Genomic DNA, 13,364 nt, shown 5'->3' with positions numbered 1-13,364 from the left:
CCTCTTTGGACAAGACCGCCCGCATGTGGCGCACCGACGGCACGGGGCAGCCTCTCATCCTCTCGGGCCACAAAAAGGAGTGCGTTCCGCCACCTTCAGCCCCGATGGCGCCCTCGTCGTCACTGCATCCGCGGACAAGACGGCTCGCATCTGGCGCACCGACGGTACGGGGCAACCTCTCATCCTCTCGGGCCATAAAGATGAAGTGACTTCCGCCATCTTCAGCCCCGATGGTTCCCTCGTCCTCACCGCCTCTGTGGACAACACCGCCCGCGTCTGGCGCACCGACGGTACGCGGCAACCTCGCATCCTCTCAGGCCATACAGATACAGTCACTTCCGCCACCTTCAGCCCCGATGGCTCCCTCGTCCTCACGGCCTCCGTGGATAAAACCGCTCGCATCTGGCACACCGGCGGCAAGGAGGAGCCCCTCATCCTTTCAGGCCATGATGATGAAGTGAGCTCCGCCACCTTCAGCCCCGATGGCTCCTTCGTCCTCACTGCCTCTTGGGATGGAACCGCTCGCATCTGGCGCACCGACGACTCGGAGCAGCCTCGCATCCTCTCAGGCCATACCAACGCCGTGTACTACACCACCTTCAGCCCCGATAGCTCCTTCGTCCTCACTGCATCTTTGGATGGAACCGCTCGCATCTGGCGCACCGATGGCACAGGGAGGTTTCTCATCCTCTCAGGCCATACCAACGCAGCGTACTACACCACCTTCAGCCCCGATGGCGCCCGCGTTTTCATGGCCCATTTCGACGGAACTGCTCGCATCTGGCGCACCGACGGGACAGGGGAGCCTCTCATCCTCTCAAGCGAGACCGATACAATAACTTCCGCCGCCTTCAGCCCCGATGGCTCCCTCATCCTCACGGCCTCTTTGGATGGAACCGTTCGCATCTGGCACACCGACGGTACGGGGGAGCCGCTCATCCTCTCAGGCCATGATGATGCAGTGAATTCCGCCACCTTCAGCCCCGATGGCTCCCTCGTCCTCACTGCTTCCGCGGATAAAACCGCTCGCATCTGGCACACTGACGGTACGGGGGAGCCGCTCATCCTCTCAGGCCATGATGATGAAGTGAGTTCCGCCACCTTCAGTTCCGACGGCTCCCTCGTCCTCACTGCCTCTTGGGACAAGACGGCTCGCATCTGGCGCACCGACGGTACGGGGGAACCGCTCATCCTCTCAGGCCATAAAAAAGGAGTGAATTCCGCCGCCTTCAGCCCCGATGGCTCCCTCGCCCTCACGGCCTCTTGGGACAAGACGGCTCGCATCTGGCGCACCGACGGTACGGGGCGGCCGCTCATCCTCTCAGGCCATAACGATGAAGTGAATTCCGCCACCTTCAGCCCTGACGGCACCCTCGTCCTCACTGCCTCTGCGGATAACACCGCTCGCATCTGGCGCACCGACAACACGAAGGTGCTTTTCATCCTCGCAGGCCATACCGGGAAAGTGGACTCTGCCACCTTCAGCCCCGACGGCTTACTCGTCCTCACTGCCTCTGCGGATGACACCGCTCGCATCTGGCATGTGGATGAACAGCTTCGCCCCCTCATTCTGCAACAGGTAGGACGTGCATCATTCCTTCCAGATGGCTCGGGCATCGTTGCCTTGAGCCATCATGGACTGGTTGATATCTGGCCTACAGACCCCCGCCTGCTGCTCACATCTTTCTTGAATGCCACTACAGCGTGCCTCTCTACCAACGAACGCGTGAGTTACCTCTTCGAATCTCCTGAGGCGGCACGTCAAGGCCATGAACGTTGCGAGCAATCCCATGGCCGGCTTCCCTGACCCCCTTGCAGGCGCCTCTCCACGCGTGAAGACGTATGAGGTGCACGTGCCCTTCTTTCTTCATTCTTGGGGAGGAAACCTGTTCCGGTGCCGCCTCAGGAGTTCTGGAGCCGGCGGATGAGCCACTGGACGGCGGATGCGCTGTCCATCGATGGCCTTCAGTTGCTGGCCCAGTGGTGAAGCGAGGCTGAGGCGGGGATTCATCCTGATGCGAAGGTCCTCATCCAGGGTGAGATAACCCCGTTCGAAGGCACGGTCATGCATGACGCAAAGGCACAAGCCATTGGCTGGGTTGAGCCGGTTCTGCTCGTCCTCGGACCAGGCCACGATATGACCCGCCACCAGGAAATCCGGATGGGAGATGCCACACATGGCACAGGCCATTCCGTAGTTGGCCTTGACCTTCGCGGCGAATATCTCGTGATGGCGACGCCGCTTCGTGGCCGTCAGTACATTGGAGGCTGAGTAATCTGCTTGCTCCCCGTCGCGCACCTCGCCCAAGACATCCGTGTATTCGGCTTGAAGATAGGGAACTCCAAGCCAATCGGCGATGGGGTCATGCTTTGATTCAAAGTCTTGGATTCGCTCTTCCGTCACGAGGATGGAGCCCGGGACTTCGTAGTTGGGCTTGTAACCCAGTTTCGTCACGAGGTCGGCTTTGGGAATGCTGAGCCTCCGGATATTGCGCAGGAAGTAGATGAGCTCCCAGGACTTCTCCTGCCTCACCGGCCAGAGAGCATCTCCGAGCGCCTTGTTCTCCACCTTGCAAGTGACCTGTGAGTAATGGGTGAAGCGCCTGGTGCCCTCTTCAGAGAGGAGGACGATGTCGCCGGGCTGCATGGCCTTGAAAGCGGAACGGAGGGTGACGGTCATGGCCCAACAGCGAATGCCTTCCATTCCGGCTCTCGATTGGATTTCCGCAAGAACTTCGCCGGAGAGATGAGTAGCCAGATGATTGGGGTCCACCTCCTTTTCGATCGAGGTCTCCAGATTCTTTCGGGTTGCCGGAACGAGATACAGGGACACGAATGCTCCGCACGGAATGCATACTGCCGACCAAGGGGGGTTGGCCGGCCCGTACAGGAGCCGGGAGGAGGTCCGTATACCAGTCCTCTCAAGGTGGTCCCACCACAGGGGACCTGAAAAGACGGGTCTCGTCGGGTTCAGACACCTAAGGCTCCACGGCGCTCACCCGTGTCAAACCACCCTCGCCAGCCCCACGGGCGAGCACACCTCGCCGCCGGAATGGCTCAGGCCCGTGCGGCGAACTCCCCTCCGCCGTATGTCATGCCCATCTCCGAGGAGGACCCATGGCCGCCCCCAACGAACCCACATTCCTCGAAATCTCCGAGACGGTCCGCCGGCTCGAGGAGCTGCTGGACCGCGTCCCGGATCCGCTCGCCCGCGACATCCGCCAGAAGATTTCCCACCTGCGCGCCTTGCTGCTCGAACAGCGCTCGCCCAACCTCGTCCTCGTGGGCCGCCGCGGCGCCGGCAAGTCCTCCCTCATCAACGCCTTCTTCGGCGCCCGCGTCGCCGAGGTCGGCCACGTCACCGCCCAGACCGGCCAGGGCCGCTGGTTCGACGTCCGGGGCGAAGCTCGGCACCCTCTCCATCCTCGACACCCGCGGCCTCCAGGAGGGCTCCCGCCCCGAGGAGGCCGATGCCGCCGACACGCCCCTCGACTCCATCCTCGCCGAGGTCCGCCGCAAGGCCCCCGACGCCCTCCTCTTCCTCATCAAGGCCTCCGAGGTCGACGCCGCCATCGACGCCGACCTCGACGTCCTCACGCAGATCGCCTCCGCCGTCGAGCAGGCCCACGGCGTGCGCCCTCCCCTCATCGGCGTCGCCACCCACTGCGATCTGCTCGAGCCCAAGCGCGCCGATCTCCACCTCCCCGAGTCGCAGGACCCCGCCGAGCTCCAGGAGAAGCTCCGCCACGTCGAGGCCGTCGAGCGTCAGCTCCGGGAGAAGCTCCGCTCCCGCCCCGAGCTGCGCGGCGAGCTCGTCTCCGTCCTCGGCGTCTCCACCTATCTGTCCTGGCGCCCGGATGGGAGCATCCGCTCGGACGAGCGATGGAGGCTGGGCGAGCTCGCCCAGGTGCTCTTTCGCGAGCTGCCCGAGCAGGGCCGGCTCGTCCTCGCCCGCGTGACGCGCGTGCGCACCCTCCAGGAGGAGCTCGCCACCACCCTCACCCGCGCCATGGCCTCGCTCTGCATGGGCGTCGCCGTCGTCCCCATCCCCGTCGCCGACATCATCCCCATCACCTCCGCCCAGCTCAGCCTCATCGCCGGCATCGGGTGGATCTCCGGCCGCCAGTTGGATCTCAAGGCCTCCGGGGAGTTCCTCACCGCCCTCGGCGTCAACGTCGGCGCCGCCTTCGCCCTGCGCGAGGCCGCTCGCGCCCTCGTCAAATTCGTCTTCCCCGGCGCCGGCAATGTCGTCTCCGGCGCCGTGGCCTTCGCCGGCACCCTCGCCATCGGCACCGCCGCCCGCGCCTACTTCCTGCGCGGCGTGTCCGCCGAGGAGGCCCACCGCCTCTACCAGGCCACCCGCTCCTCCGCCGAGGCCCACCCCGAGCACGCCCTCTCCGAGGGATGAACCCCAGGACTCCGGCACCCTCACCCCGACCCTCTCCCGGTGGGCGAGGGGTGGGGTTTTCACGCTCCATCCAGGGGGCCGTCTGACGCTCCGGGGGGTTGGTTGCCCGGTCTCCCTCCCCCTTCAATTTAGAGAGTGAGTGCTCACTTTCTTTTTGAACTTGACGGCGCTACACTGTGCGTATGTCTGAATCATCCCCGGAGTTGGAGGCGGCGCCGCGCGTCCGGCGTACCCAGCAGGAGCGGCGGGACACCACCCGCCTCAAGCTGCTCGAGGCCACCGTCGAGTGTCTCGTGGAGCTGGGTTACGCCCGGACCACCACGCTCGCCGTGGCCCAGCGCGCCGGCATCTCCCACGGGGCCCTCTTCAAACATTTCCCCACCAAGGCCGGGCTGCTCGGCGCCGCCGTCGAGCACCTCTTTCCCCGCCTCATCACCGAGTACCGCTCCACCGTCGACGCCACCGTCCCCTCCCCGGGGGACCGCGTCGCCCAGGCCATCGAGCGGCTGTGGTCCATCTACCAGCGCCCCGAGCTCCTCGCCGCCATCGAGCTGTACGTCGCCGCGCGCACCGATGCGGAGCTCGCCTCCGCCCTGAGCTCCGTGGACCCGCCCCACCGCCGCCACCTCCACCGCGTCGCTCGCGAGCTCTTCCCCGACGTCGCCGCCACCCACCCCGGCTTCGACGCCATCATCGAGCTCATCCTCAACGCCATTCAGGGCGCCGCCGTCGGTGGCGTCGCCCTCCCCGCCAATCCCGATCACCGGCAGATGCTCGCGCTGCTCGTCCAGCTCGCCCGCAGCGCCTTCTCCGCTCCACCCCACCCCTAGGGAGCCGCACCATGGCCGACCTTCAGTCCCTGGACCCTACCCAGCTCGCCACGCCGGCGTTCATCCTGCTCATGGCCGTGGAGGCCTTCTGGCTCGCCCGGCACCGCGACGAGGGCAACGTGGGCTACGCCGCCAAGGACACCGCGGCCAGCCTCACCATGGGCACCGTCTACTCCCTCATCTACATGGGCTGGAAGGGCGTGGAGTATGCCTTCTACTCCGTCCTCTACGAGGCCACGCCGCTGAGGCTCGGCAACGGGCTCTTCGCCTGGGTGCTGCTCTTCTTCGCCGAGGACCTCTGCTACTACTGGTTCCACCGCGTCCATCACGAGTCCCGCTTCTTCTGGGCCTCGCACGTGGTGCACCACTCCAGCCAGCACTACAACCTCTCCACCGCCCTGCGCCAGACGTGGACGCCCATGACGGGCCTGCTCTTCTGGGCGCCGCTGCCGCTGCTCGGCTTCCATCCGGCCATGGTGCTCACCGCCCATGCCATCAGCCTGCTCTACCAGTTCTGGATCCACACCGAGGCCATCGGCCGCATGGGGCCGCTCGAGTGGGTGCTCAACACGCCCTCCCACCACCGCGTGCACCACGGCGCCAACCCGCGCTACCTGGATCGCAACTACGCCGGCATCCTCATCATCTGGGATCGGCTCTTCGGCACCTTCCAGGCCGAGGACGAGCGCCCCGTCTACGGCCTCACCAAGAACCTCCGGACGTACAACCCGCTGCGCATCGCCTTCCACGAGTACGCCGCCATCCTCCGTGACGTGCGGCGTCCCCATCCGCTGCGCGTGCGGCTGGGGCTCGTGTTCCGGGGCCCCGCCTGGCAGCCCCCGGCGGCCTCAGTCCCGGCAGCAGGCGATGGCGCCGTCCTGGGAGCGGAAGAAGGCGGTCGTCAGCTCCCGTCCCACCCTCGCGCATAGCACCTCGTAGGTCCGCCGCCGCGCGCCGCCCACGCGCACGGACTCGCGGCCCAGCGACTCCGGGTGACGGATGAACACGTTGTAGCCCAGGATGCAGCCGTCCGAGCGCAGCACGGTGATGCCATCCGTCGCCATCATCCCGCGCAGGAGCTGCGCCGCCGAGGCTCACCGCCGCCGCCGCTTCCGCCTCCCGCGACTCGTGGTAGCGCATCACCCGCGCCACCATGTCCAGCGGCTCCTCCAACAAGACGCCGTCCACGAACAGCGGCGAGCCCTCGCTCTTCTTGGGCAACACCGCCACCAGCGTGCCGTGCGAGGCCTGCAGCGCCTCGAAGAGCACCCGCCGGTAGAAGTCCCGCGTGTGGCCGCGCGCCGGCTCCAGCACGTCCGCCGTCAGCCCCAGCGCCAGCTCGTCCATGGCCACCGTGGGCAGCATCGCCTCCATCCGCGCGCCCGACAGGAAGACGTGCCGGTAGAGGCCGCCCATGCCCCTCAGCTCGATGACGTTCTCCGCCAGCTGCAGCACGCCCACCATCCGCAGCGAGCGCTCTCCGGCCCGCCGCATCCGCTCCAGCGGCGTCTCCACCAGCGGGAAGGGCTCCGTCCGGAACACCCCGTAGGCGAAGCCCTCCGGCACCAGCAGCACGTACAGCGACCACCACCGCCCCTGGCCCAGGGGCGCGCACTGCTTGAGCGCCCGTTGAATCGTCTCCCGGGACCGGGGGCCCTTGCCGATCGCGATCGGCTCCGTCCCGCCCAGCACCCGCAGCATCCCCTCCAGGTCGTCCCCCAGGAACGCCACCGGGAAGAGCGGCTCGCCCTCCTCTCGGTAGCGCGACAGCGTCACGAGGAGCTCGCTGAGGGGGTCCGCCACGTCCGTGGGACTCAGCCCCGTCTCATGGAGGAATGAACCAACCGCGTCCGACAGCATGTGCCGGAAGGACAGGACCGGGGACTCGCCCGGAGCCAAAGTGCTCATGGACGCCCACACTGTAGCAGCACCGGGGGGTTTTGACCGATTGCTGGAATCCAAGAAAACAGTGACAATAGGGCTGCAAAGGGCTGTTCGGCCTGCAAGGACCTCTCCCCCCGAGGTAGACGTGAGCAATCAGAGCGCGATCGCGGTGTTGGTCGATGGTGGTTCACCTGGCGTTCTGCCTGGCAGGGCGATCGAAGTGGATGCCGGCGTGGCACTGCCCGTGGCCTTCGGGGGCCTGCGGAAGATCCTCCGGGCGTGTGAGGACGCGGCGCCCGAGGCCGTGCGGCCCCTGGCGCTCCAGCGTCCCGCCGAGTGGAACCGCCTCTTCCCCGGCTCCATCCAGGGCGCGCCGGATCTGACGGACCTGGCCCTCACGCCGTCCGAGCGCCGGCTGCACCGCGAGTCCGAGCAGATGTTCTGGGTGCTCAACCTGGCGGCGCGCGCCATCGTGGAGACGCTGCGGGTGAGCGGACGGCCCCTCGTCGTCCACGGCGCGGGTGAGTGCGATCTCGTCAGCCTGCGCGCGGTGATGCGGGCCGCCGAGTGGGGCCGGTTGGAGCAATTGGAGGGCCGCATCCTGCTCACCGGCTGGAACGGGCGCCGGCCGCACTACGCCGCCTCCTTCGAGACGCGGCGGCGGGACTTCCTCGGCTCGCTGTGCGAGCGCATGCGCACCACGGCCCCCGGCGGCGGCGTGGGCCCCGTGTCCGGCCGGGCCCTGGAGCCGGCCGTGGACCTGGAGGGCCGCTACCTGGGCGCGGTGGTGGACGACGACGCGTCGCTCGAGCACCGCATCGCCGCGGCCGTGCTCGCCATCCGGAGCTGCTTCTTCACCACCAACTACGAGGGCGCCATGCTCGCCGCCGAGCGCGGGCTGGCGCTGCTCGACGCCGCGGGGGCGGGGCTCTCCCCCTCGCGCGTGGCCGAGGGCTGGGACGCGCTGGACACCGGCTTCTCCACGCCGGCCATCGAGATCGACAAGAGCAGCCTGGGGGACGCGGAGGAACTGCGCGTGCTCTTCGAGCGGAGCATCGGCGTGGTGCACGTCTTCACCGGCCAGCACGACGAGGCGCTGGAGGCCTTCGGGCGGGGCCTGGAGCGCCGGGCGCCGCCGGAGCGGCTGGCCCACCTGCGCATGTTCCGCGCCCTCACCCGCACCAAGCGCCTGGCGCAGCTCCCGGATGCGCGCGCCGAGGTGGAGGCGGGGATCGCGCTGATGGAGGGGCTCGACACGCCGCTGCGCAAGCTCCACGAGGCCTGGCTGCGCAATGTCTACGCGCTCACGTACTTCCTGGAGAAGAAGCTCCCCCTGGCGCAGGAGCAGGAGAAGCTGGCCATGCGCTGCGTGGGAGACCTGCACGACGCGAGCGCCACGCACCTGAAGATCAACCTCATCTCCAACGCCAGCTACCTGCAGGAGACGGCGAGGAACTTCCCGGAGTCCATCGCCATCTGGCGGCGCTTCGAGAAGATCAGCGCCAACTGGGGAGCCAACTTCGCCAAGCACCACCGCTACCGGCTGGCGGCGCTGCAGATGGCCAACGGGGAGCGCGAGGCCGCCGTGGCCAGCTACACCAAGGCCTTCACGTGCGCCGGGGAGCTGGGAGACCCCCTGCACCAGCAGGTGATCGCCGCGGACCTGGGGCTGAACCTGCTGGGCACGGAGCCCGGGACGGCGGCGCAGTGGTTCTCGCGGGCGGCGGAGCAGGCGCGCGTCATTGGAGATCCGCTCCGGGCGGCGCAGAGCCTGGCGGGACAGGCGCTGGCCGAGGGAAGCCACGACTGGACGGAGGCGCTGCGCTGCGCCCAGGCGAGCACCACCACCCCCGCGGAGACGGAGCCGCTGGTGCAGGCGCTCTCGCGCGGTGACGCCGAGGCCGTGCGCAAGGCCCTGCCCCGCGCGCGCAGCAAGCTCAACCGCCCGTTCGACGCGGTGAACCTCTACTGAGCAGGTAGGCAAGAGCTCCTGTTCACGTTCACAGGAGGGGGCCGGGAGGGACATTGACGCCGGATATATGCATGGATATGTATATGCACCGCCATGCATCTCGATGCCTTCCAGAGTCTGGCGGACCCCACCCGGCGACGCATCGTCGAGACGTTGCGGAGCGGTGAACTGCAGGTGGGCGAGATCGTCCAGCAGGCGGGAATCCACCAGTCCGGTGTCTCGCGTCATCTCCGCATCCTCCACGAGTCGGGGTTCGTCTCGGTGCGGCCGGACGGCCAGCGCCGGCTCTATTCCCTCAAACCCGAGCCATTCCAAGAGGCTCGATGCGTGGCTCTCGCAGTACCGGGGCCTGTGGGAGGCACGTCTGGACAGGCTGGATGCGGCCCTGAAGCAACGACAGAAGAACCCGAAAACAGCGAGCCGGAGCAAGACAGATGAGTGAAGCCAAGAAGCTGGTCCTGGAGCGGACGTACCGCGCGAGCGTGCAGGAGCTGTGGGAGCTGTGGACCACCAAGGAAGGCTTCGAATCCTGGTGGGGACCGGAGGGCTTCCGTGTGGAGGTCCATGAAATCGACGCTCGCCTCGGCGGCACCCTGCGCTACGACATGATCGCCCACGCGCCCGAGGTCATCCAAGAGATGAAGAAGCAGGGAGAGCCCCTCTCCCACGCGACCCGCGGCACGTTCTCGGAGCTCGAGGTCCATCAGCGTCTCACGCTCACCCACGTGATCGACTTCATCCCCGGGGTGAAGCCCTACGAGAGCACCATGGTGATGGAGCTGTTCCCGTCCGGGAACAGCGTCCGCATGGTCGTGACCCTGAGCCCCATGCACAACCCCGAGTTCACCCAGATGCAGCTGGAGGGTTTCACCAGCCAGCTCACCAAGCTCGACAAGCGGTTCGGGGCCGGGGTCAGCGCGCCCGCTCGAGACCGCTGAGCCAGAGGAAGAGACCGGTGAGGAAGAGGCCCGCCGGAGTTTCCTCCACAACCGCTCCATGAGAGAACGAGGGCGTGAGTCCGTCGGAGACAGTGGTCCACGAGGCCGACTCGCCCTTCGGGCCCGTGTACGTGGTGGACGTGGGCGACCAGCGCACGCTCCGCTTCGACAGCCCCGAGGGGACGCTCCAGAGCTCCATCCTCAAGAGCGATCCCTTCGCCGTCCCCACCAGCTACGTGCGCGTGGCCACCGCCGGGCTCGCGCTCACCGAGGGCCGCTCGCGCGTGCTGGTGGTGGGCCTGGGCGGAGGGGCGTTTCCCATGCTGATGCACCGGATCCTGCCCCGCCGCTCCCGCGTGGACGTGGTGGAGATCAACCCCGTGGTCGTCGACGTGGCCCGGCGCTTCTTCAGCGTCCGCGAGGACGCCCGGCTCCACATCACGGTGGAGGACGGAGCCCACTTCATGGCGCGGCAGGGGCCCCGCTACGATTTCATCCTCCTGGATGCCTTCTGGGACCATGGGACGCCGGACCACTTGAAGGAATCACTCTTCTTCGAGGACGTCCGGCGCAGGCTCGAGCCCGGGGGCGTCGCGGTGCTCAACATCGCGCTGGAGGAGCAGTGGAGCGTGGAGTCGCGAATCGCGACCTTCGCCAGGGCCTTCGAGGACTGCGCGATGCTGCGCGGCGCCTCCCGCTACAGCAACCTCATCCTGGTGGGCACCCAGGCGCCGTTGCCCCCCGAAGCCCTGTTCTGGCAGCAGCTCTGGCGGCTCGCACGCGAGCTGGAGTTCCCCGTGCTGATGGAGAGCGTGATGACCTTCGAGCGGGTCAAGACACCTCCATAGAGGCCAGTTTCACGCAGGGCTCCCCCGGGGCATCATGCGCGGCCATGACCTTCAGTTCCCCGGTTCATGCCCAGGCGAGTGTCGTGGCAACGGCGCTCCTGTTGCTGACGGCGTGCGCAACGGATGGAGCGGGGCCAGCCCAGGCCATTTCCACCGAAGTTCCCCGCGGCAGCATCCAGGTCCACCTGGACACAGGAGAGGGCACACCCCGCCCCTTCAGCCCTCCACGGAGGCCCCCCTGGAGGTGAGCCAGGCGCAGTTCGACGCGGCCATGGCCCGGCTGGTGGCGGAGTTGGAGCCGCCCGCCCCTCGCCGTCCGCGGCTGGCGCTCCTCACCTGCGGCCAACCCGGTCAGGAGGATGACGGCACGGCGTTGACACGGGGCTATCACCACTGGTGCGAGCGCCGGGGCTCTCCGGGCGACTGCCTCTCCCTGCCAGGCAACGGGCTCGCCATGGGGGCCGAGGCCAGGCGCACGCTGGCGCTGACCATCGCCCTGGGCTCGGTCTGGGACGGCTCGGTGGAGGTGTGGGCCAGCATGGTGGACCCGGTGGCGCTGCAGTCCATGGTGATGTCCGCCATGGCGGGCTACCTGGCCATGCTCGCATTTCCCAATCCCGTGACGCAGGCGGCCGCCGTTTCCTTCGGCTGATTCATGGTGGCCTACCTGGGAGTGGACACGGTGTGGAGCCTGCTGCGGGGCTGGAGACAACTGGAGCTGGAAACGCAACAGGCACGCACCTTCTCCGAGGTCCGCGAGGCGGGTGAGCGCTTCGGTCGGGTGATGGGGGCACAGGTGGGACGCCTGCTGGTGATGCTGGCGACGGCCACCCTCGGCTCGACGACGAACCTGCTCATGAAGGGGCCAGGGCTGCCGGGCTACGCGCAGGCAACCAGCATGGCCAGGACTCAACTGGGTCTGGGACTGTCGGCGGTGGGTCAGGTGCGGCAGGTACTGGTGGGCCAGGGCCGCTTCACCCTGACGCTGGCTCCGGGTGCTCTCGCCATGGCTTCCCAGGGGACGCACGGTGGCAGAGACGCTCCGAGTACGTACCGCCTACCGGTCATCGAATCATGGCGCAAACCGAGGTTCACCGAGGATGGGAAGATCCTGCCCTACAAGGACACGAGGAACCCGCCCAAGCCCATTACGAACCTGGGCCGTAACCGGGCCGGACAAACCATCACGGATGGCAAGAACAATGTCCGATTCGACAAGGATGGATTCGCGGAGTTCGACACAAAATTCGAGACCATTCTGGATGACATCCACATCGGCAGTGGCCGCTCTGAACAGCACATGCGAGCAGCCAACAGAAGGCTCTTCGATGCAATCAAGTCAAATCCTGGTCTGGCAGAGGATCTCGGGTTGCGCAAAACAACCATCGAGCAACTCTTGACGCTGGACAGAGCGCCGAGAGGATACATCTGGCACCATCATCAAGATGTAGGCAGGATGCAACTCGTACAAGAGGAAGCGCACATCCTCTCACGCCCCCACACGGGAGGCATGGCGATTTGGGGCGGAGGACATTGATGACGGCACTGCAATGGATACCCTATGTCTGGGACGAACCCCACCCAGCCACGTCTCAAGAGATCGCGCAACTCGAGCACCGGTTGGGTGCCACTTTTCCCAAGACCTACAAGGAGGTGGCTGCTCAGTATCAGGGAATGACTCCCCATCCCGCTGTCTTCAACGTTGGCAACGGCACCAACGTCATCAATGTACTCCTGACGATCATCGAAGACACTGAGTGGCGCACATACTCCATCATGCGTGCATACGAGGCAGTGAAGCCCCATGTCCCCAAGGAAATCTACCCGTTCGCCAGCACCCCGGGTGGCGAGTACTTGTGCTTCGACTACAGAGAATCACCGGAAGAACCCAGGATCATCCTGGTCACCGTGGAGATGTTCATCTCCCCCGTAGCGGACAGCTTCACGGACTTCATGACCCACCTGCATGACGGCCAGACCGTACGTCCATAACACTGGAGGAATGGCGATCTGGGGAGATCAATAACAGTGGCCGTTCGATGGTTGAGCTATCTCTGGCAAGAGCCTCATCCTGTGACCCCAGAAGAGATCGGCTCGCTCGAGCACGACTGGGGTGTGCGATTTCCCGAGGAATACAAGAGAATCGCCGCCATACACCAAGGCATGACTCCAGAAGCACCCGTCTTCGATGTGGACAAGGGCACCGATGTTTTCAACACCCTCTTGACGCTCCAGGAAGATGAGAGATGGCAGGCATATTCCGCGAGGCGAGCATTTGAAGCGCTGAGGCCTCATGTCCCCACTGAAATCTACCCATTCGCCGACACTCCTGGCGGCCAGTACGTATGTTTTGACTATCGAAACACGCCTGCTCAGCCCAGGGTCGTCCTGGTCACCGTCGAGATGCACGTCCACCCCATCGCGGACAACTTCTCGGAATTCCTGGCCCAGCTACACGAGTAGTGCCTCATGAAGCCGTCAAGA

The 13,364-nt window shown here is 66.4% G+C and carries 14 protein-coding genes and 1 pseudogene; 13 read left to right on the top strand and 2 right to left on the bottom strand.

Features of this window, described 5'->3' with window-relative positions; translation table 11 throughout:
- The first annotated feature begins 79 nt into the window (after positions 1-79).
- Positions 80-1,807, top strand: a complete 1,728-nt coding sequence (locus tag ACN28I_RS01375) for a WD40 repeat domain-containing protein (RefSeq protein ID WP_420940374.1) — start codon at positions 80-82, stop codon at positions 1,805-1,807.
- 60 nt (positions 1,808-1,867) lie between these two features.
- Here ACN28I_RS01375 and ACN28I_RS01370 read toward each other — a convergent pair whose 3' ends face one another.
- On the bottom strand, positions 1,868-2,833 hold the full coding sequence (locus tag ACN28I_RS01370) for an HNH endonuclease (RefSeq protein ID WP_420940373.1): 966 nt from the start codon (positions 2,831-2,833) through the stop codon (positions 1,868-1,870).
- A gap of 284 nt (positions 2,834-3,117) precedes the next feature.
- Between ACN28I_RS01370 and ACN28I_RS01365 the strand changes: the two are divergent.
- Positions 3,118-3,339: pseudogene (locus tag ACN28I_RS01365) on the top strand (hypothetical protein); the annotation flags it as partial.
- Between the two features lie 19 nt (positions 3,340-3,358).
- Here the strand turns inward: ACN28I_RS01365 and ACN28I_RS01360 are convergent.
- Positions 3,359-3,628 carry a hypothetical protein gene (locus tag ACN28I_RS01360; RefSeq protein WP_420940372.1) on the bottom strand — a complete coding sequence of 90 codons (270 nt, stop codon included), beginning with the start codon at positions 3,626-3,628 and terminating at the stop codon, positions 3,359-3,361.
- Positions 3,629-3,631: 3 nt separating this feature from the next.
- Here ACN28I_RS01360 and ACN28I_RS01355 point away from each other — a divergent pair, with 3 nt between their 5' ends.
- The 11 genes from ACN28I_RS01355 to ACN28I_RS01305 all read left to right on the top strand — a co-directional run bounded on the left by ACN28I_RS01355 (position 3,632) and on the right by ACN28I_RS01305 (position 13,343).
- On the top strand, positions 3,632-4,408 hold the full coding sequence (locus tag ACN28I_RS01355; RefSeq protein WP_420940371.1) for a hypothetical protein: 777 nt from the start codon (positions 3,632-3,634) through the stop codon (positions 4,406-4,408).
- A gap of 182 nt (positions 4,409-4,590) precedes the next feature.
- Complete coding sequence (locus ACN28I_RS01350) at positions 4,591-5,238, top strand: TetR/AcrR family transcriptional regulator (protein ID WP_420940370.1); 648 nt, start codon at positions 4,591-4,593, stop codon at positions 5,236-5,238.
- Positions 5,239-5,249: 11 nt separating this feature from the next.
- Positions 5,250-6,167, top strand: a complete 918-nt coding sequence (locus ACN28I_RS01345) for a sterol desaturase family protein (RefSeq protein ID WP_420940369.1) — start codon at positions 5,250-5,252, stop codon at positions 6,165-6,167.
- A 1,187-nt stretch (positions 6,168-7,354) separates the two neighbouring features.
- The gene (locus ACN28I_RS01340) at positions 7,355-9,094 is read left to right on the top strand and encodes a hypothetical protein (RefSeq protein ID WP_420940368.1); all 1,740 of its coding nucleotides are present in this window, start codon (positions 7,355-7,357) and stop codon (positions 9,092-9,094) included.
- 93 nt (positions 9,095-9,187) lie between these two features.
- Positions 9,188-9,532 (top strand): ArsR/SmtB family transcription factor, encoded by a 345-nt coding sequence (locus ACN28I_RS01335; protein WP_420940367.1) that lies wholly within the window; start codon positions 9,188-9,190, stop codon positions 9,530-9,532.
- Positions 9,529-10,032, top strand: coding sequence for an SRPBCC family protein (locus ACN28I_RS01330; RefSeq protein WP_420940366.1), 504 nt, complete (start codon positions 9,529-9,531; stop codon positions 10,030-10,032). Before ACN28I_RS01335 ends, ACN28I_RS01330 begins: the two co-directional genes overlap by 4 nt.
- Positions 10,033-10,106: 74 nt before the next feature.
- Entirely contained in the window at positions 10,107-10,880 is a 774-nt protein-coding gene (locus ACN28I_RS01325) for a spermidine synthase (protein WP_420940365.1), read from the top strand.
- 244 nt (positions 10,881-11,124) lie between these two features.
- The gene (locus tag ACN28I_RS01320) at positions 11,125-11,532 is read left to right on the top strand and encodes a hypothetical protein (protein WP_420940364.1); all 408 of its coding nucleotides are present in this window, start codon (positions 11,125-11,127) and stop codon (positions 11,530-11,532) included.
- 3 nt (positions 11,533-11,535) lie between these two features.
- Complete coding sequence (locus tag ACN28I_RS01315) at positions 11,536-12,417, top strand: HNH endonuclease (protein WP_420940363.1); 882 nt, start codon at positions 11,536-11,538, stop codon at positions 12,415-12,417.
- Entirely contained in the window at positions 12,417-12,872 is a 456-nt protein-coding gene (locus ACN28I_RS01310; RefSeq protein WP_420940362.1) for an SMI1/KNR4 family protein, read from the top strand. Before ACN28I_RS01315 ends, ACN28I_RS01310 begins: the two co-directional genes overlap by 1 nt.
- An 81-nt stretch (positions 12,873-12,953) precedes the next feature.
- Positions 12,954-13,343: an SMI1/KNR4 family protein gene (locus ACN28I_RS01305; RefSeq protein WP_420940361.1), complete on the top strand. Its 390-nt coding sequence runs from the start codon at positions 12,954-12,956 to the stop codon at positions 13,341-13,343.
- Positions 13,344-13,364 lie beyond the last annotated feature (21 nt).

Origin of the sequence: Archangium gephyra, from assembly GCF_049060025.1 — a bacterium.
Taxonomy (GTDB): Bacteria; Myxococcota; Myxococcia; order Myxococcales; family Myxococcaceae; genus Archangium; species Archangium gephyra_A.
This window is presented reverse-complemented; position numbering and strand designations above follow the sequence as displayed.